This is a genomic window from Chryseobacterium piperi (genome assembly GCF_002285635.2).
In the GTDB taxonomy this organism is placed as follows: Bacteria; Bacteroidota; Bacteroidia; order Flavobacteriales; family Weeksellaceae; genus Chryseobacterium; species Chryseobacterium piperi.
The window spans coordinates 1,077,301-1,096,259 of sequence record NZ_CP023049.2 but is presented as its reverse complement, the minus strand read 5'-3'; the positions used below and the strand labels follow the sequence as shown (position 1 = coordinate 1,096,259).

17 protein-coding genes are annotated in these 18,959 nt (G+C 35.5%); 9 read left to right on the top strand and 8 right to left on the bottom strand.

The features are described from left to right. The first annotated feature begins 18 nt into the window (after window positions 1-18). From leuC to leuB, 3 genes are all read left to right on the top strand, one after another. A complete protein-coding gene (leuC, locus tag CJF12_RS04805) occupies window positions 19-1,407 on the top strand; it encodes a 3-isopropylmalate dehydratase large subunit (RefSeq protein WP_034686344.1) in 1,389 nt (462 codons plus the stop codon). A 127-nt stretch (window positions 1,408-1,534) separates the two neighbouring features. Continuing rightward, window positions 1,535-2,134, top strand: coding sequence for a 3-isopropylmalate dehydratase small subunit (gene leuD / locus CJF12_RS04800; protein ID WP_034686341.1), 600 nt, complete (start codon window positions 1,535-1,537; stop codon window positions 2,132-2,134). Next, window positions 2,124-3,248, top strand: a complete 1,125-nt coding sequence (gene leuB, locus CJF12_RS04795) for a 3-isopropylmalate dehydrogenase (RefSeq protein ID WP_034686340.1) — start codon at window positions 2,124-2,126, stop codon at window positions 3,246-3,248. The genes leuD and leuB overlap by 11 nt, the downstream gene beginning before the upstream one ends. A 72-nt stretch (window positions 3,249-3,320) precedes the next feature. Here the strand turns inward: leuB and CJF12_RS04790 are convergent, their stop codons facing one another. The 6 genes from CJF12_RS04790 to CJF12_RS04765 form a co-directional block, all read right to left on the bottom strand. Further along, on the bottom strand, window positions 3,321-3,506 hold the full coding sequence (locus CJF12_RS04790; protein ID WP_034686339.1) for a hypothetical protein: 186 nt from the start codon (window positions 3,504-3,506) through the stop codon (window positions 3,321-3,323). A gap of 12 nt (window positions 3,507-3,518) precedes the next feature. Continuing rightward, complete coding sequence (locus tag CJF12_RS04785; RefSeq protein WP_034686338.1) at window positions 3,519-4,124, bottom strand: DUF4230 domain-containing protein; 606 nt, start codon at window positions 4,122-4,124, stop codon at window positions 3,519-3,521. A 3-nt stretch (window positions 4,125-4,127) separates the two neighbouring features. Continuing rightward, window positions 4,128-4,694, bottom strand: coding sequence for a TlpA family protein disulfide reductase (locus tag CJF12_RS04780; protein ID WP_034686337.1), 567 nt, complete (start codon window positions 4,692-4,694; stop codon window positions 4,128-4,130). 6 nt (window positions 4,695-4,700) lie between these two features. Further along, a complete protein-coding gene (locus tag CJF12_RS04775) occupies window positions 4,701-5,168 on the bottom strand; it encodes a pyrophosphohydrolase domain-containing protein (protein WP_034686336.1) in 468 nt (155 codons plus the stop codon). A gap of 319 nt (window positions 5,169-5,487) precedes the next feature. Next, entirely contained in the window at window positions 5,488-8,418 is a 2,931-nt protein-coding gene (locus CJF12_RS04770) for a reprolysin-like metallopeptidase (RefSeq protein ID WP_034686335.1), read from the bottom strand. Window positions 8,419-8,705: 287 nt separating this feature from the next. Further along, window positions 8,706-9,845 carry an acyl-CoA dehydrogenase family protein gene (locus CJF12_RS04765; protein WP_034686333.1) on the bottom strand — a complete coding sequence of 380 codons (1,140 nt, stop codon included), beginning with the start codon at window positions 9,843-9,845 and terminating at the stop codon, window positions 8,706-8,708. A gap of 195 nt (window positions 9,846-10,040) precedes the next feature. On the opposite strand from CJF12_RS04765, the gene CJF12_RS04760 reads away from it, so the two are divergent. The 6 genes from CJF12_RS04760 to CJF12_RS04735 all read left to right on the top strand — a co-directional run bounded on the left by CJF12_RS04760 (window position 10,041) and on the right by CJF12_RS04735 (window position 16,912). Next, window positions 10,041-11,915 (top strand): endonuclease, encoded by a 1,875-nt coding sequence (locus tag CJF12_RS04760; RefSeq protein ID WP_034686331.1) that lies wholly within the window; start codon window positions 10,041-10,043, stop codon window positions 11,913-11,915. Between the two features lie 190 nt (window positions 11,916-12,105). After that, window positions 12,106-12,711 carry a SatD family protein gene (locus CJF12_RS04755; RefSeq protein WP_034686330.1) on the top strand — a complete coding sequence of 202 codons (606 nt, stop codon included), beginning with the start codon at window positions 12,106-12,108 and terminating at the stop codon, window positions 12,709-12,711. Between the two features lie 2 nt (window positions 12,712-12,713). Then, window positions 12,714-13,409, top strand: coding sequence for a DUF3307 domain-containing protein (locus tag CJF12_RS04750; protein ID WP_034686329.1), 696 nt, complete (start codon window positions 12,714-12,716; stop codon window positions 13,407-13,409). 32 nt (window positions 13,410-13,441) lie between these two features. Beyond that, window positions 13,442-14,161, top strand: a complete 720-nt coding sequence (gene purC / locus CJF12_RS04745) for a phosphoribosylaminoimidazolesuccinocarboxamide synthase (protein ID WP_034686328.1) — start codon at window positions 13,442-13,444, stop codon at window positions 14,159-14,161. A gap of 126 nt (window positions 14,162-14,287) precedes the next feature. Then, window positions 14,288-15,781, top strand: a complete 1,494-nt coding sequence (purF, locus tag CJF12_RS04740; RefSeq protein ID WP_034686327.1) for an amidophosphoribosyltransferase — start codon at window positions 14,288-14,290, stop codon at window positions 15,779-15,781. Between the two features lie 183 nt (window positions 15,782-15,964). Continuing rightward, window positions 15,965-16,912 (top strand): glycerophosphodiester phosphodiesterase family protein, encoded by a 948-nt coding sequence (locus tag CJF12_RS04735; RefSeq protein ID WP_034686326.1) that lies wholly within the window; start codon window positions 15,965-15,967, stop codon window positions 16,910-16,912. A gap of 96 nt (window positions 16,913-17,008) precedes the next feature. Here the strand turns inward: CJF12_RS04735 and CJF12_RS04730 are convergent, their stop codons facing one another. Together CJF12_RS04730 and CJF12_RS04725 are read right to left on the bottom strand one after the other, a co-directional pair. Then, window positions 17,009-17,722 (bottom strand): porin family protein, encoded by a 714-nt coding sequence (locus CJF12_RS04730; RefSeq protein WP_034686325.1) that lies wholly within the window; start codon window positions 17,720-17,722, stop codon window positions 17,009-17,011. Between the two features lie 501 nt (window positions 17,723-18,223). After that, window positions 18,224-18,781, bottom strand: a complete 558-nt coding sequence (locus tag CJF12_RS04725) for a porin family protein (RefSeq protein ID WP_034686324.1) — start codon at window positions 18,779-18,781, stop codon at window positions 18,224-18,226. Window positions 18,782-18,959: the final 178 nt, after the last annotated feature.

Sequence of the window (18,959 nt, the reverse complement as noted above, 5' to 3'; positions counted from 1 at the left end):
TTTAAACAGATAAAAGAAATGGATAATAATAAAAAGACACTTTTTGATAAAGTTTGGGACGCTCATGTTGTAGAAACTGTTCCGGACGGACCTCAAATTATATATATTGATAAACATCTGATTCATGAAGTAACCAGTCCTCAGGCATTTGCAGAGCTTGAATCCAGGAACCTAGAAATATTCAGACCCAAGCAAATTGTAGCTACAGCGGATCACAATGTTCCTACCCTGAATCAGGATCTTCCTATTCGTGACGAATCATCCAGAAATCAGGTAATGCAATTGACCGAGAATTGTGTTAAAAATAATATCGAATTATTCGGATTGGGACACCAGTATCAGGGGATTGTTCATATTATCGCTCCGGAACTGGGTGTTACCCAGCCCGGGATGAGTATTGTTTGCGGAGATAGCCATACGTCTACGCATGGTGCTTTCGGGACGATTGCTTTTGGAATCGGAACAAGCCAGGTAGCACAGGTATTTGCAAGCCAGTGTTTATTACTTAATAAACCTAAATCCATGAGGATTACGGTAAACGGAAAACTGAATAAAGATGTTCAGTCTAAAGATGTGATTCTCTATATCATTTCCAAAGTCGGAACTAATGGTGGAACCGGATATTTCTGTGAATATGCAGGAGAAGTTTTTGAAAACATGTCGATGGAAGGAAGAATGACCGTTTGCAATATGAGTATTGAAATGGGAGCAAGAGGAGGAATGATCGCACCTGATGATGTTACTTTTGAGTATGTAAAAGGAAGAGTTTTTGCACCCCAGGGAGAAGAATGGAATGAAAAACTGGAATATTGGAAAACCTTAAAAACAGATCAGGATGCGATATTCGATGCAGAGTTTACGTTTGATGCCGCTGATATACATCCTATGATTACTTACGGAACCAATCCGGGAATGGGAATTTCATTGAAAGATGTGATTCCTGATCCTCAGAATGAATCAGAGGAAAAGGCTTTAAAATATATGGGATTGCATGCCGGTCAATCTCCTGCTGACATCAAGGTAAACTATGTATTCATTGGAAGTTGTACCAATGCAAGGATTGAAGATTTCCGGTCGGCAGCACAATATATCAAAGGCAAGAGCAAATCAGAACACGTACAAGCATTGATTGTTCCGGGGTCTCAGTTGGTTGTGAAGCAGATCTATGAGGAAGGATTGGACAAGATTTTTAACGAAGCAGGATTTCAGATCAGGCAACCCGGTTGTTCAGCATGCCTTGCGATGAATGATGACAAAATCCCGGAAGGTGAATACTGTGTGTCTACATCAAACAGAAATTTTGAAGGAAGACAAGGACAGGGAGCGAGGACTATTTTGGCAAGCCCGTTAACTGCTGCTAAAGTTGCCGTAGAAGGAAGGATTTCAGTATTTGAAAATTTAAATTAATAAAAAAAACAAAAGATGAGAAAGAATGCTGCTTTTGCGAGGTGAATTATACATGATCAAAAGCAGCTTTTATTAAAACATCTTAAATATCTCATACATTCATAGTTTAAACTATTGATTATTTACAATGGAAAAATTAATCGTAATAAAATCCCGAGCTATACCAATGCCGGTGGAAAATATAGATACGGATCAGATTATTCCCGCAAGGTTTCTGAAAAGTATTGACAAAAAAGGATTTGGGAATAACGTATTCAGAGATTGGAGATATGATGTTCATACAGGTGCTCCTAATACCGGATTTGTATTAAATAACCTACAATATAGCGGAGAGATTTTAGTAGCAGGAAATAACTTCGGCTGCGGTAGCAGTAGGGAACACGCGGCATGGGCTTTAACTGATTATGGATTTAAAGTGATTGTATCAAGTTACTTTGCTGATATATTTAAAGGGAATGCTTTAAATAACGGATTGCTACCTGTAAAAGTTTCAGAGAATTTTTTAAAGGAAATATTACAGGATATTACACAAAATCCTGAAAAAGAAATTACAGTGGATGTCGAACAGCAAACAATCAGTTTCAATGATAAAACTGAAAAGTTTGAACTTGATTCTTATAAAAAAATATGTTTGCTTAACGGATATGATGACATTGATTTTTTAATCAGTAGAAAAGAAACAATCAAAGAATTTGAACTAAAAACACAAAAAGTATATGAGCAATAATGATTTCAAAATAGCAGTATTGCCGGGAGATGGGATCGGTCCGGAAGTGGTTCAGGAAAGTGTGAAAATCCTGAATGTGATCAGTGAAGTATTTCAGTATAAATTCCAGTTTAAATATGGACTTATTGGAGCTGAAGCGATTTTTCAGACGGGAAATCCGTTGCCGGATGATACCCTTGAACTTTGCAAAAAGTCTGACGCTGTTCTTTTCGGAGCAATAGGTGATCCTTCATTTGATAATAATCCGGATGCGAAAGTAAGACCTGAACAAGGGCTTTTAAAACTTCGTAAAGAGTTAGGTCTCTTTGCCAATATCAGACCTTTAAAAACATATCCTTCATTAATTGAAAAAAGTCCGTTAAAACAGGAAATTATCGAAGGAACAGATATTCAGATTTTCAGAGAGTTGGTAAGCGGAATTTATTTTGGAGAGAAATTTACCGAAGAGAATGAAGCTTATGCTTATGATGTTTGTAGATACAGCAGGGAAGATATCATTCCGATTGTTCACATGGCGTTTCAGGAAGCACAAAAACGCAGAAAAAAAGTAACATTGATTGACAAGGCTAATGTTTTGGATACATCAAGATTATGGAGAAAAATATGTAGGGAAATTGCTCAGGAATATCCGGAAGTGGAACTTGACTTCATGTTTGTAGATAATGCAGCCATGCAGTTGATCCTAAATCCAAAACAGTTTGATGTGATTGTCACAGAGAATATGTTTGGTGATATTATTTCAGATGAAGCGAGTGTTATTGGAGGATCAATCGGTTTGTTGCCGTCAGCTTCAATAGGGGAATCTAATGCTTTATTTGAGCCGATTCATGGCTCGTATCCACAGGCCAAAGGAAAAGGTATTGCCAATCCTGTCGCTTCTATTTTAAGCGTAGCTATGATGCTGGATCATTTGAAATTAGAACAGGCTGCCAATAAATTGAGAGAGTCGGTAGAACATGCTATTGAAAATAAATATGTCACTATTGACCTGAATTCCAAACAACCTTATTCAACAGCAGAAGTAGGTGATTTTATTGCAGATTATATTAAATTCTCTGAAAAGTCATATTACAACTTTGAAAATATTAAGATTGGAAAGTCTACGATTGTATAATTCATGACGAGTTTGATTTTATTTTTTTTATAATTAAATAGTCTGCTTCAAATGAAGCAGACTATTTTTATTTTATTCGTCCGTATTATCTGTTTTCCCGGTTTTGTTTTTGGATGCCTTTTGAACATCATCTTTATCAATATCCGGTGGATTGGTCTTTTTTGATGAAGCAGGAATATCAGGAAAATCCTGATTTTGCTTTTTTGATTCTGCAGAATTGGTAGATTCTTTTTTCTTTTGATCGTTTTTTGAACCCATAGCTTTATATTTTTAAAGTTTTAAGATACCCAGTTGACCTGTTTTATCTTCTATGGTATAGTTCAAAGCCTTTGCCAAAACGAAAATATTATTAAGATTTTCCATTAATTGTTGACGACCTTCATTTCTCAGACGATTTTCATCAATTGTTTTCATCGCAGTTTCTTTCGCTTTCTGAGTAACATTTTTAATGTCCTTTTCAGAAATCCTATTGAAAAAAGAATCATCCAGAGACTGTATTTCTACGCTTGGGGTAATTCTGATCTCTGCATCAGGCAATTCGGTAATGATCAGCTTTTTATTGACAGAGTCTACCTCCATTTTCATTTTGTTGAGATCATAAGTAACCTGGGCATTGGTTTTAGTATAGGTAATGATGCTGTTACTTGAAACTTCGTTGCCCAATACTTCATAGCCCATCTTTGTCTTTTGCATACTGGACGTATTCTGTTCCAGAACGACCATTTTATTCATTTTGGAAATCTGATTCGTCAGAATATAATAATCTGTCTTTTCAGTTTTATTTCCAAAATTAAAACATGATTTAACTCCCAAAAATAGAAATAGCATAACCAGAATTCCGGCTGCAAATGATAGTATTAGTTTATTATTTTTCAATATTTATTTTTTAAATATTTCTTTAAATACCGACTTGTCATTTTTTTTCAAAATCTCTACCAAATCTCTTTCTACATAACCGGTTTTAGGCATTTCTATTATCCTTCCAATTTCATTACCATACTTTTCTACAATAATGGTAGGTACTTTATGAATATTATATAGGCCTTCTTCACCAGAAGGAGATTCTTTTTTACGGTTTACTGCAATAATTGTCAATCTGTTTTCAGGAAACTTTACTTCTTCTAAGATTTTCATCAGCCTTGGAAAATTTCTGTGGCTGTCTTCACACCATGTTCCCATGAAAACCATAATGTTATAAGAACCAATTTTAGCTTTTTTCAGCTCACTGATTGCTTTCTGATCAAGTGTGTATTCATCATGCTCTTTCAGATACCAATCAGCATACGGTTCTTTTAAGAACTGTTCTTTTAACTGATTGCCTAAAAGCATTTTTCCGTCTTTTTGAGTTTCAACCTCACGGTTTACCACAACTTTTTGAGCGTGGTACTGCTGAGCAGCTAAGACCAGACTTGAAATGGCAACAATATTTGTAATAAATTTTTTCATATTTTGTTATTGTTCGATAATCGTTTTGAGATCAGCAGGAGAATAATATTTGTTTTTTAATACTTTATGATCTGCCTTTCTGTAAACATTGAATTTCTCTCCTGATTTCTCATAAAAAGATTCTACTTCCTTTTCTTTATAGAATTCAACGGTTTCTTTGGCCTGTTCTTCATTATCGCAAGCTTTTGACATATTGGAACGTTGAACTTCGTTGAATAATTCTACAAATTTATTGCCAAGCCCGAATTCAAGAACCGCTCCGCTTAAAACATACTGAAGATCACAAAGAGCATCTGCAATTTCGACCATATTTTTGTCTTCAATAGCTTGTTTCAATTCATTTAATTCTTCCTGTAAAAGTTCAACCCTAAGATTGCATCTTTCCTGAGATGGGATTTGTGGTGTTTCTAAAATAGGGGCTTTGAAAGTAGTATGGAATTCTGCTACTTGGTTCAGACTATCAATTTTATCCATGAATTTTTTAAATTTAAAGCAAAGATAATGATTGAAAGTAAATCTTGTACAATGTAGAATATAAATTGTATGAATAGCTTTGACAAAATTTGTATTAGCGTATTCATGTAAAATGTATTCATGATGTGGATTAATTAGCAAATGATAAGATGAGTTACTCAATAGATCTGTAATTTTCAACTATCAACTATCAACTATCAACTATCAACTATCAACTATCAACTATCAACTATCAACTATCAACTATCAACTATCAACTATAAAAAAAGACTGCCCATTTCTAGACAGCCCTTTATATAGATATAACTTACTTTAAGATTTAGTTTTTAATAAATCTCTTGGTTGCTTCTCCGATTTGAATCATGTATACCCCTTTTACAAGATGGCTTACATTAACAGTTCCTCTTTCAAGTTTTCCTGAGTAAATTATCTTTCCACCCATATCGAAAATTTTGAACTCATCAGTAGTAGCATTTGAAATACTTAAAACATCTTTTACCGGATTAGGATATAGTTTAACATCTGTGATTAAGTCACCGGCGTTAAGAACGTCTCCTTTTCCTGAAGAAACAATATTAAGAGTATAATCTTCCACTTGTCCATACGTATAACTTCCGCAAGATGATGATGGAATAGAGCTGTACTGCATCATAACTCTCATTCTTGTTGCTCCTGAAGTTGCAGAAGCAGGAATAGTGATACTTCCGGTTACCGGAGTTGTTGTAGAGCCTGCTTTAGACCATACTAATTCTCCGCTGTCTGTAAAGTTTCCATTCTGATTGTAGTCGATATATACAGCATAAGCTTCGTTATAGACTGTAGATGTCCATACAGGCGTTATAGAAATAGTATAAGCATTACCTCTCGTCACATTGGTAGAAACGGAAGTAAAGTCTTCATATCCTGCAGTTCCTGTAGAAGTATTGTTGATTGTTCCGAATTTTACATTGCCGATTCTTTCGTCAGCAGTATTCGTTGCAGATGCTGAACAATACGTTACAGTACCTCCTGCAAGAGTAGTTACACTGACAGAATTGCTGGCAACAGATATGTTTCCTGCGGCATCTTTTGCTTTAACGGTAAAGCTGTATGTTGTTGACGGGCTTAAGCTTGTTACGGTGTATGTAGTAGAAGCTGTAGAACCAATCAGTGAAGAACCTTGATATACATCATATCCTGTAACGCCTACGTTATCCGTAGCACCGCTCCATGATAAATTGGTACTTGAAGAAGTAGTTCCTGAAGCGGAAAGAGTAGGAGCTGTAGGAGCTACAGTATCAGTACCTCCTGATCCTGCGTTCACTGTGATATTAGCATTGTTGACATCGAAGAAGATATGATTGGAGCCTTTTACCATAATTCTTCCTGTAGTTGTCGAAGAGTTAGGAATCGTTACGGCCTGAGAACCGTCATTCGGAGTTCCTGCTAATAGGGTTGTCCATGTATTTCCGCTGTCTGTTGACCAAAGGATATCAACATTAGCAGTATTCACACCATTGGCTGTAGTTCCGGCAACATCCCATGTTACTGTCTGAGAGCTACCTCCTGTAAAGGTTGTTGCAGAGTTTTGTGAGGATACCGTGAATGGTCCTGCTGTTGCATTAACCGTTACGACAGCATCATCAGAATTATTTCCTGAACCACCGGCTCTGTTATCACGAACAGTAAATCTGAAATTTAATGTTCGGGCAACGTTAGAAAGTGCTTCAACGGTGATTTCCGAACCTGCTGTTGTAGTAGCACCGGTAAGTATTGACGCCATTCTTGGAAAATACCGTACAGGTGAAGCTACAGGAGCCCATGATCTGAAAGTAGGTCCTGACGCTTTAGTTGCACTTGCTGCAGAGCTGGCTCCGGTTTGGGAAGATGAGGCATTATCCATTTGTTCCCAGATATAGGTTAATGAATCGCCATCAGCATCTGTCCCGCTTCCGGTTAAGATAAATGGAGTGCCTTTAGGAATAGTATAATCAAGACCGGCGTTGGCTGTTGGAATTGCATTTCCTGTTGATGTGCTTACCGGGCAGGTTTTAGCTTTGATGTTATTGGTAATCTGCTGAATACTTATAGCATGGAAGAAAGCGTCTGAGTGAGGCTGTACATCCTGGGCTGTAATTCCTGCGTATCCCATGATAGTCGATCCGGATCCCGGTTCCATATTAGCACCGGTTCCTTCATTGCTCATTGAGAATGTATGATTACCTCCGAACTGATGACCCATTTCATGAGCTACATAATCGATATCAAAATTATCCCCTGAAGGAATGGCATCGGCAGGAGAGGTGTATCCACTTCCTTTAGATCCATTGGTACATACACAACCGATACAACCTGCATTTCCTCCACCTCCTGTAGCGCCAAATAAATGGCCTATGTCATAATTGGCTTCACCAATTACGGAAGTTAAAGTACTTTGAAGCTGTGAATTCCAGCTGCTCATACCTGAAGAAGGAGAGTAAGGGTCTGTAGAGGCATCGGTATAGATAACAGCGTCATTATTAGAGATCAGTACCATTCTTGCGGCAAAATCTTTTTCAAAAACACCGTTAACACGCGTCATGGTGTTGTTCATAGCTGCTAAGGCATTGGCTTTTGTTCCTCCGAAGTACGTCGTGTATTCTCCGGTAGAGGAAAGAGCTAATCTGAATGTTCTTAATTTAGCATCATCAGCATTGGGTCTTGCCGCAAGATTAGTGTTGTTAATTCCTTTTTGAGCAACATCAATTACAGTACATTCAAATTTGCTGAGATTGTCTTTTTTATCTGATTTTTTGTAAACGACATAGGTCGAAAGGTCTTTGGTGTAGGGTTCAATAAAAACTGCTGATTTATTTCCATAGATTTCCATTGATGAAAGCCCTAATGGAGATATACTGAAATACACTGTTGAAGTAGAATTTTCAAGGCCTTCACCTACGTAAGATTTGATATCCGGGTATCTGGCGGCCAGTTGCGGATCAAAATTTGAATTTTCTTTTACTTTAAAGTTTTCCATTTTCCCTTCAGAATTAGGAAAGGAAATAATAATTTCTGATTTTTCTCCGGCAGCTAATCTTTTGGGAGCTCTGGATAGTGCATTTTTTAATCCGTTAATATCAAGTGTATACACTTTCGGATTGTTAATGCTAGTCTTGTTCTCAAAGATTTCTGTGGTTGATTTTTGTGAGCTTTGAGACCAAAGACGATCAGTCTGCGCGAAAGAGATGCCCGAAATGAGAAGCATCCCAATCATTGATAATTGTTTTTTCATATAAAATATATTTTGATTGTGGAATATCAAAGCTAATAAAAATTTTATCACGAAAAACAAAATTTTTTAAGAAAAATTTAGAGTATTGATTTAAAATATTATTTAATACATTGAAAATACTTTAATTTATATTGTATCAGAAAAAGAAAATAGCATACACAAAATGCGTATGCTATTCATTTATTTGTATGATAATTCTAATTTATATAATAAGGCTTTAAAAATTTAGCCTATTCCGAAAAGTTTTCGGCAGATATCTGATATTAGAATCTATTGTTTTTATACAATTATTGAGTGATATCTCTTCCGATAACCAATCTCTGGATTTCTGAAGTTCCTTCTCCGATGGTACAAAGTTTAGCATCTCTGTAGTATTTCTCTGCAGGGAAATCTTTAGTGTATCCGTATCCTCCAAAAATCTGAACTGCATTGTTTGCAATTCTTACACAAGCTTCAGAAGCATATAACTTTGCCATCGCTCCCTCTTTTGTCATTTTTTGTTTTGCATTTTTCAGTGTACTGGCTCTTTGGATAAGAAGTTCAGCAGCATCAATCTCTGTTGCCATATCAGCAAGCATGAAGTTAATCGCCTGGAAGCTTGCAATAGCTTTTCCGAACTGATGTCTTTCTTTCGCATATTTTAAAGCAGCTTTATAAGCTCCTCTTGCCGTTCCTAAACTCAAAGCTGCAATAGAAATTCTACCGCCATCTAATATTTTCATGGCTTGCTTGAACCCTTCTCCAACTTCTCCTAAACGGTGAGAATCCGGTACACGTACATTATCAAAAATCAGCTCAGCTGTTTCAGAAGCACGCATTCCCAATTTATTTTCCTTCTTTCCGGAAGTGAAGCCAGGCATTCCTTTTTCAAGGACAAACGCTGTAGAATTATTTTTTGCTCCTTTTTCTCCTGTTCTTGTCATTACAACAGCGATATCTCCGGAGATGGCGTGAGTAATAAAGTTTTTAGCACCGTTAATAATCCATTCGTCGCCATCTTTTACGGCAGTAGTAGACATTCCTCCTGAATCTGAACCTGTATTATGTTCTGTTAATCCCCATGCTCCAAGCACTTTTCCGCTTGCCAGCTGAGGAAGCCATTTATTTCTCTGCTCTTCATTTCCAAATTCATAGATATGATTGGTACAAAGTGAATTATGCGCTGCTAAAGAAAGTCCGATAGACGGATCTACCTGAGAAATTTCGTCCAGAATAGTAACATATTCATGATAACCAAGACCAGAACCGCCGTACTGCTCAGGGACAACAATTCCCATAAAACCCATTTCTCCTAACTGATGAAATAAATCTTTAGGAAAAGTCTGGCTTTCGTCCCACTCCATAATATTGGGTCTGATATTTTTTTCAGCAAATTCCCTTGCTGTTTCTGCTATCATTTTAATATTGTCCATAGTCTCTGTATTCATATAAGTGATAAATAGTTAGTTCTCAAAGATACTTAAATTGTGGAAATACGAAAAAAAATCGCCCCTGCGATAGGGTTGATTTTACAATAATTTAATTGTCAGATTATTACAGGCTAATATTTAATCTTTTTTTAATGGAGCATAGGGTAGAACAATTCAATTATTTCCCTATTTTAAGTATCTAAATTTTAATGTATGAAAAAACTTTTATTTCCTTTCCTTTTATTGACGTTTTTTATTGATGCCCAGGTTCCGTCTGGATATTATAACGGAACAGCCGGGTTAACGGGTTATGCTCTTAAATCTAAATTGCATGATATTATTTCAGAAAAGAATATCAACTGGCACTATAGCGATCTTACCAATTATTACAATCAGACCGATCTGGATATTTATTACGACCATGATATAAATAATACGACGATATTGCTCGATATGTATTCTGAGATTCCGACAGGTCCTGATGCTTATGAATACACGACTGCTGACCTTATTGGAAGTGCATCTGCAGAGGGGCTGGGGTGGAACAGAGAACATATGATGCCTCAAAGCACTTTCTACAGTAATTATCCTATGTATTCGGATTTGTTTTTCGTAATTCCTACTGATGCCAGAATCAATCAACTAAGAAGCAATTATCCTTATGGAGTTTCAACAACAGTTCCTTCCGGTATATTTCATACGTTTACGAATTCTTCAAAGATCGGAAGAAGTGCAATTCCTAACTATGCGTACACAGGTCGTGTTTATGAGCCGATTGATGAATTTAAAGGTGATGTAGCAAGAAGTCTCTTGTATTTTGCCGTGCGATATGAAGGAAAGCTGGGAACCTTCAGATTTAATAATAACGTAAATCCTGCTTCGGATACCAATCCTTTGGACGGCACAGAGGAAAAGGCTTTTGATGATGCATATATAACCATGCTCCTTCAATGGCATGCTCAGGATCCCGTTTCTCAGAAAGAAATTGATAGAAATAATAACGTTTATGCCATCCAACACAATAGAAATCCTTTTGTAGATTATCCACAGTGGGTCGATCTTATCTGGAGTCAAACTCCTGATGTCGTCGCTCCCCAGGCACCATCTAATCTCGCAGCTACTCAAGCGGGGGCTTATTTTACTACGTTAAATTGGTCTCCAAGTACGAGCACAGATGTGATTGGGTATAAAATTTATCAGAACGGAACATTGGTGGCTTCAACAAAAGATACTTCGATCAGTATTGATCATCTTTCTCCCGATACAACTTATAATTTCACCGTTAAGGCTTATGATAATGGGTATTTATTTTCTTCTGAAACCAATAGTACGACTGTTACAACACTTGCTTCGGATATGTATTCTAAGGATTTGTTTGTCTCCAAATATATTGAAGGAACCTCTAATAATAAAGCTATTGAGATTACCAATAAGACAGGGCATGCAGTTAGCCTGAGTGATTACAAACTGTCTATCCAGTTTTTCAGTGGAAATAACTATTATTTTCCGGCACCTTACGAATTAGAAGGTGTTGTTCAGAATAATGAGGTGTTTGTCATTCTGAATCCCAAGGCTGATTTATCTTGTTTTACGACAGATCAGGCCAAGTTGGCAACAGCAGCTCCTCAGATGACTTATTCAGGAAGCCAGTATATTGAACTAAGGTATAAATCTACTACTATAGACGCTATAGGGACAAGGTTTCAATCCAATTCTTCAGTATTAAGCAATGTTTCTCTTTACAGAAAACCTTATGTTAATCAACCCATCAATACTTTCGATATTGATGAATGGGATTCTTATGAAAGTGATTATTGTAAAGACTTAGGAACATTATCAGTTTCAGATAATCGATTGGCTGCAAATAATAATTTTAAGATTTATCCGAATCCTGTTCAGGAAAATATTTTTGTGAGTGGAAAAACAGAAAATATAAAAATGGCAAAAATTATCAATTTATTAGGGAAGGTAGTAGCAACAGAATACACACCATTTAAAAATAAGAAAAGTATTTCTGTGCAGAATTTGCAGCCTGGTGTTTATCTCTTACAGTTAGATGACAAAGCGTATCATTTTATAAAAAAATAAACAAGTATTGTATTTTTAAGTAAAAAATAAAAGTTAAAAATAGGTTTCAATGTTTATTATTAACGTGTAAACCGCATGAAATCTTAGATTTAAGGGATCATCGATATAAGCAGAATCACTAATAATTATTATCTATAAGGGTTTTTGCTTATATCTTTTATTTATAAGTAATTATGCTTATATTTGCAAAATGATAGCGGTCATTACCGGTGATATTATAAATTCGCAACATGCAGACACGGAAGTTTGGATTACCAAACTAAAGAATCTCCTGGAGAATTGGGGGAGCTCACCTCTTACATGGGAAATTTACAGAGGCGACGAATTTCAACTTAAATGTAATATTGATGACGTTTTCTGGCATTTTCTAGCCATCAAATCTATTATAAAAAGTCTGGAGAATTTAGATGTAAGAATAGCCATAGGTATCGGCGAGGAAAATTTTTCATCTGAAAAAATTACAGAGTCTAACGGAACTGCTTACGTCAACTCCGGAAGATTACTAAATGACCTTAAGAATGATGGCGATACGGTGGCGATTAAAACGTCCAGTGAAATTGTAGACAGAGACCTTAATATCCTTCTTAAATGGTCTTCTAAAGACTTTGATAAATGGACTATGGCGACTGCTGAGATTATTCATGAGATGATTATGAATAAAGATATTACCCAGGAAGATCTGGCCAGAAAATTCAATATCTCACAATCTTCGGTGAGCCAGAGGCTGAAACGGGCAAACTATGACCTTATCGTAGAGACTAATCAATATTTTAGACAGAAAATTTCAGAACTGTAAAGATGATTTTCACTAAGCTCATATTGGCACATTTACTCGGAGATTTTCTTCTTCAGCCAAATGCATGGGTTGCTGATAAGGAAAATCGTAAACTGAAAAGCAAATACCTTTACTTTCACATTCTCATTCATACTGCTTTAGCTTTTATTTTCCTTTGGGATGTAAAACTGTGGTGGATTGCAGCCTTGGTAGGGGTGTCTCACTATATTATTGATGTATGTAAGCTTAGCTTTCAGAATATTAAAACTAAAAAAAGATGGTTTTTTATAGATCAGTTTCTTCATGTAGCTGTTATCGCTGGTATTTCACTATACTTTAAAGAGTTTGATCTGGGTATTTTTAACGATCAGGAGTTTCTGAAAATATTGATGGCTGTTCTGTTTCTGACCACACCTTCATCTATTATTATTAAAACATTGTTGTCTTCATGGACTCCGGTTGCTGAAGTACAAAATAATATACAAACCGAATCTTTAACGAGTGCCGGAAAATATATAGGAATTTTGGAACGTCTGCTGGTATTCATTTTTATTTTAGTGAATCACTGGGAAGGCGTAGGTTTTATGGTAGCTGCAAAATCTGTTTTCAGATTCAGCGATCTGGCTCAGGCCAAACAAAGAAAGTTAACGGAGTATGTACTTGTCGGTACACTTTTAAGTTTTGGAATGGCTGTTTTAACGGGAATTTTGATACAATAATTATAAATCTAACTATAAAGACAATTTAGAAAATGGAAAAGAAAGAAATGTTGTACGAAGGTAAGGCTAAACAAGTGTTTGCTACCGATAATCCTGACCAGGTAGTCGTACGTTTTAAAGACGATGCTACAGCGTTTAATGCTCAGAAAAGAGGACAGGTTGATTTGAAAGGCGAAATGAACAATGCCATTACAACCTTAATTTTTGAGTATTTAAACGAAAAAGGGATTAAAACTCATTTCATTAAACAATTGGACGAAAGAGAACAATTGGTAAAAAAAGTGTCTATTATTCCTTTGGAAATGGTGGTAAGAAACTATTCTGCAGGAAGTATGGCACAAAGATTAGGAGTAGAAGAAGGAATTAAATCTCCGGTAACTATTTTTGATATCTGCTATAAAAAAGATGAATTAGGAGATCCTCTAATCAACGATCATCATGCTGTTTTCTTAGGTGCTGCTACTTATGAAGAACTTGATGAAATGTATGAATTAACTTCAGACATCAACGAAATTCTGATTGATCTTTTTGATAAGATGAATATTATTTTGGTGGATTTCAAAATTGAATTAGGTAAGACCTCAGATGGCGAGATCATCCTGGCAGATGAAATTTCTCCGGATACTTGCAGACTATGGGATAAAGATACCATGAAAAAATTGGATAAAGACCGTTTCCGTAGAGATTTAGGAGAAGTAACTGAAGCATACGTTGAAATTTATAACAGACTGAAAACCTTATTAGGTAAATAATTCAGAAGTTAAACACCAGATGCATATGCACTGGAAAGGGTTTATTCATTAAAGAAAAGTTTAAAATTATAATTTGAAGTTAACTTAGACAATATTCTGAGATCTAACTTCTAATATTTAGAAAAAATGGAAAGTTTAGACATTCATAAAAGTGAATATTTAAAACAGTTTAAAGACCATCCTTATGGTAGGAATCTTTTCAGAACACAGGAAGAAGAGAGATTGGATGCTCCTAATGAGGAGTGTGGAATTTTCGGATTGTATTCTGATAATGATTTAGATACCTTTTCTCTTTCTCAGTTCGGGCTTTTTGCTTTACAGCACAGAGGTCAGGAAGCTTGTGGTATTTCTGTTCTGAAAAACGGAAAGATCAACAACCTGAAAGATGAAGGTTTGGTATTAGACGTTTATAAAGATATTCAAGATCCTGAAGCTTTTATGGGAAATTCTGCAATCGGGCATACCCGCTATACGACTGCAGGAGACAAGAAGAAATATAATTTTCAGCCATTTTTCGCGAAAAACGAATATGACCAGATTATACTTTCAATTGCACATAACGGTAACCTGACTAATGCTAAAGAGCTCAAAGCTGAGCTGGAAGCAGAAGGGGTAGTGTTCAGAGCAACTTCAGATTCTGAAGTTATTTTAAGATTAATTCAAAAAAATCTTGATTTAGGCTTAAGAGGAGCAATTAAAGCAACTATGGAAAAGATCGAAGGGGCTTATTCCGTCGTAGGAATGACCAGAAATAAATTTTTTGCCTTCAGGGATTTCAATGGAATCCGTCCTTTGGTTTTAGGAGCTATTGATGAAAAGACCTATGTTGTTGCTTCCGAATCCGTAGCATTAGATGCGGTGGGTGCACAGTACGTAAGAGATATTTTACCGGGAGAAATCGTTTATACCAACGAAAATGAAACCGGATTACATTCTTATATGGTTAATGATAAGGGCAGACAAAGAATTTGTTCTTTCGAATATATCTACTTTGCAAGACCCGACTCTACGCTGGAAAACATCAATGTGTATGAGATCAGAGAAAAGTCAGGAGAGAAAATATGGGAACAGGCTCCTGTAGATGCTGATATTGTCATTGGTGTTCCTGATTCCGGAGTACCGGCTGCTATTGGCTTCTCAAAAGCGTCAGGAATACCATTCCGTCCTGTTTTAATTAAGAACAGATACATTGGAAGAAGTTTTATTGTTCCGACACAGGAGATGAGAGAAAGGATCGTTAATCTGAAACTCAATCCTATCATTTCTGAAATTAAAGGAAAAAGGGTAGTGATCATAGATGATTCCATCGTTCGTGGTACTACTTCTAAAAGATTGGTTAAGATTTTAAAAGATGCAGGAGTAAAAGAAATTCACTTCAGAAGTGTTTCCCCACCTATTATTGCTCCATGTTATCTTGGAATTGACACTCCTTCAAAAGATGATCTGATTTCAGCTAATATGACAACGGATCAGCTTAGAGATTACCTGGGAGTAAATTCTTTAGAATTCTTAAGTACAGATAACCTTAAAGAGATTTTAGGATCTTCTGATCATTGCTTCGGATGTTTTACAGAAAAATATCCTGTGGCTAAAGGAGAAGAAGTAGAACTATTTAATTAATAGTATTTACCATATACAAGTAAAAGGGTCAGGTTATTATAATCTGACCCTTTTCTATTTTTTGCTCTTCTGAGTTTTCACTTACGAATAATGGCATTTTATGAAAATGTATTAAAAGCTTAATATTGCTGTATTATATAATATTCAGGTAAGTTTTAATTTCGTGAAATTAAACTTCAGAATATGAAAGGTATATTTTTTACAAGTATTTTTATTGCATTTGTTCAGTTGTGTTCCGCTCAGTCTTTTGACAAACAGGCACATCGGGGAGGTAAATCTCTATATCCTGAGAATACCATTCCGGCAATGAAAAATGCTCTAAAAATGGGCGTCACCACCCTTGAAATGGATTTGGCGATAACAAAAGATAAGCAGGTCATTCTTTCACATGACTCTTTTCTTTCACCTGAATTGGTCACAAAGCCTGATGGAACTTATATTCCCAGAGACTCGGGGTTTTATTACAAAATTTATGAGATGCCTTATGCGAAAATTCAGACGTTTGATGTAGGTTTAAAAGCGCTTAATAATTATCCTGATCAAAAGAAAATGAAAGTACAGAAGCCTCTTTTTGAAGACGTAATAGATGCTTGTGAAGCTTATTCCCGTGAGTTGAAAAGACCTTTACCTTTCTATAATATAGAAACTAAAACACGTCCTTTCTCAGATAACATCTTTCATCCGGAACCGAAAGAATTTGTAGCTCTTATGATGAAGATTATCGTAGCAAAAGGAATTCAGGATCGGGTTATTATTCAATCTTTTGATCCGAGAACGTTGGAAATCATTCACAAAGAATACCCAAAGGTAATGACTGCTTTACTGGTAGAGAAAGTAGATGATAAAAAGCTGGCACAGCAAAGGAGCTATTTCAAAAATATACCTTTAGAGAAGTTTAAATTGTATCCGGACCATCTTAATGGGATACCCGGTGATATGAAGTTTTTAAGTTTTGTTCCGACTATCTATAGCCCTGATCAATCTCTTGTCACTCCTGAATTGGTACAAGAATGCCACCAATTGGGCATGAAAGTGATACCATGGACCGTGAATACCAAGGAAAGGTTACAGGAGCTTAGGATTATGGGAATTGATGGAGTGATTAGTGATGACCCCAGAATATTTAAATAGGTTTGTCAACTCAATAAAAATGGCTGGAAGAAATTCTCCCAGCCATTTTACAATGCAAAAAGATGCATTTATGGTTAAAAAATTGGTTAGTGATTATTAAAATTTATAATTCAATCCTAATTGGAACACTCTGTTGTTATTTAGCGCTGCAGGAACACTTTTATCAATTTTTGTTAAGCTGTTTACATATCTTGCGTTAATACCTAAGTTATGTGTAAAGTAGTAACCAAGACCTAATCCTAAACCAAAGTTGAATCTGTTGATATTGTCTTTGTTGATGGTTTCAGAAACTGAAGATCTTTGTGTAGTTGTCATATTATCAGTGGTAGTAGTAACCGTAGTTTCTCCTTTGTTTTTTCCACTAACAAAATAACTGAACTCAGGACCTGCTTCTACATAGAAATTATCAGCTGGCTTGAACTGCACCATTAATGGTACTGAAATATAGTTCAATGTTGTTCTGTAGTCACGTTGAGTCCTAGTCACTCCATCTGGTGTTGTCACATCAGAAAGTACACTTTTAGCTCCTAACTGATTAAACATTACTTCTGGTTGTAAGCTAATTTCCTTAGAAAGCGGAATGTTAACAAAAGCACCCGCGTGGAATCCTAATTGTTGGTTGTTGATACTTAGCTTTTGTGAGCTGAAGTAAGCGGAGTTAGCACCACCTTTAATACCGAATCTAACAGGATCTTTGTCCTTATTAACAGTAGTCACAGTAGTAATAGTAGTAGTCTGTGTCGTTTGTGTTTCTTGAGCGAAAGCTAATGAACCAGCAACTATCGCTAGTCCTAGAAATAACTTATTCATAATTTTATTTTTTAATTTTACTATTTAGTCTTTTGTTTATCCGAGTTTTCACTCAGACTTGTTTTATTTTGCAAAATGCTTGCCAAACCTTTAATGCCATGATTTGCAAAAAGATAAATTATAGGGCGAAAATTAAAAAGAAACAGAAATATTCAACTTATGTTGAATTATATTAAACGATTGTAATGTATTGCTTTATTTTTTATGTTAATTTTTAATTAAAAAAAATAACAGCTTTTTTCTGAGTTCATTTGTATTAGTCACGGTTTTTGTCAGATTTTATTATAAAAGATCTTAAATCAAGACAAAGATGGTCATGCCAATCCCTAATTTGTCACTATTTTTCCTTATTTAATGCATGGTATATTTTTCATCTTGTTAAAAAAAATAAAGAAAATAAGAAAGAAGTAGAGTGGTAATAAGTTTCAAAATGATGATCAAACAGCATAAAAAAAGGCTAGACTTTGTAAAATCTAACCTTTACTATTTGTTATGAATTGATTATTTAAACTTATAAGCCAATCCAATTTGGAATACATTGTTTTTACCGTCAGGTTGTATACCATTTACTTTTTTAGAAATATCTGTTACACCAGCTACATATCTTGCGTTAACTCCGATATTCTTTGTAAAGAAATATCCTGCACCAAGACCGATACCAAAATCAAAACCTTTGATAAAATCCTTGGCGTCTGCTGATGCAGAGTTGTTTTTAAATTTAGAATCGATCAGAAAGCTGAACTGGGGCCCTGCTTCAAGATAAAACTCCGGAGTAGCGTTGTATTGAAACATTACCGGTACTGAAATGTAACTTAAATTGATTTTAAGATCATTATTTCCATCAGCTTTTGCTCCCATACCATTATATAAAACTTCAGGCTGAATACTGAAACTTGATGCAACAGGAACGTTCATCAATAATCCTCCATAAAATCCGGCTTTTGATTTCGTATCATCACCTGAAATGCTGGAAATATTCAGACCTGCCTTTACTCCAAACGTCTGGGCAAATGTCAATGAACTTACAACGACTGCTAACCCTAATAATAATTTTTTCATAGTTAAAATTGTTTTGAAATTTCAACTGTTTTTATGCAAAATTCTTGCCAAATTATGTTAATTTTATAAAAAATAAATAACAATGATTTAGGTTAAATCTAAAATAGTCGTTCTAAAGGTTAAAATGCGATCATACTATTATACTCATTTTTTCATAGCTTATGAATTTAGTTTTAAA

Excerpts from the sequence above, each read along its gene's own strand:
- leuD (WP_034686341.1), top strand. The coding sequence starts at position 1,535 with ATGGAAAAATTAATCGTAATAAAATCCCGAGCTATACCAATGCCGGTG.
- leuC (WP_034686344.1), top strand. The coding sequence starts at position 19 with ATGGATAATAATAAAAAGACACTTTTTGATAAAGTTTGGGACGCTCAT.
- purF (WP_034686327.1), top strand. The coding sequence starts at position 14,288 with ATGGAAAGTTTAGACATTCATAAAAGTGAATATTTAAAACAGTTTAAA.
- CJF12_RS04735 (WP_034686326.1), top strand. The coding sequence starts at position 15,965 with ATGAAAGGTATATTTTTTACAAGTATTTTTATTGCATTTGTTCAGTTG.
- CJF12_RS04750 (WP_034686329.1), top strand. The coding sequence starts at position 12,714 with ATGATTTTCACTAAGCTCATATTGGCACATTTACTCGGAGATTTTCTT.
- CJF12_RS04730 (WP_034686325.1), bottom strand. The coding sequence starts at position 17,722 with ATGAATAAGTTATTTCTAGGACTAGCGATAGTTGCTGGTTCATTAGCT.
- CJF12_RS04780 (WP_034686337.1), bottom strand. The coding sequence starts at position 4,694 with ATGAAAAAATTTATTACAAATATTGTTGCCATTTCAAGTCTGGTCTTA.
- leuB (WP_034686340.1), top strand. The coding sequence starts at position 2,124 with ATGAGCAATAATGATTTCAAAATAGCAGTATTGCCGGGAGATGGGATC.
- CJF12_RS04790 (WP_034686339.1), bottom strand. The coding sequence starts at position 3,506 with ATGGGTTCAAAAAACGATCAAAAGAAAAAAGAATCTACCAATTCTGCA.
- purC (WP_034686328.1), top strand. The coding sequence starts at position 13,442 with ATGGAAAAGAAAGAAATGTTGTACGAAGGTAAGGCTAAACAAGTGTTT.
- CJF12_RS04775 (WP_034686336.1), bottom strand. The coding sequence starts at position 5,168 with ATGGATAAAATTGATAGTCTGAACCAAGTAGCAGAATTCCATACTACT.
- CJF12_RS04755 (WP_034686330.1), top strand. The coding sequence starts at position 12,106 with ATGATAGCGGTCATTACCGGTGATATTATAAATTCGCAACATGCAGAC.
- CJF12_RS04725 (WP_034686324.1), bottom strand. The coding sequence starts at position 18,781 with ATGAAAAAATTATTATTAGGGTTAGCAGTCGTTGTAAGTTCATTGACA.
- CJF12_RS04770 (WP_034686335.1), bottom strand. The coding sequence starts at position 8,418 with ATGAAAAAACAATTATCAATGATTGGGATGCTTCTCATTTCGGGCATC.
- CJF12_RS04765 (WP_034686333.1), bottom strand. The coding sequence starts at position 9,845 with ATGAATACAGAGACTATGGACAATATTAAAATGATAGCAGAAACAGCA.
- CJF12_RS04760 (WP_034686331.1), top strand. The coding sequence starts at position 10,041 with ATGAAAAAACTTTTATTTCCTTTCCTTTTATTGACGTTTTTTATTGAT.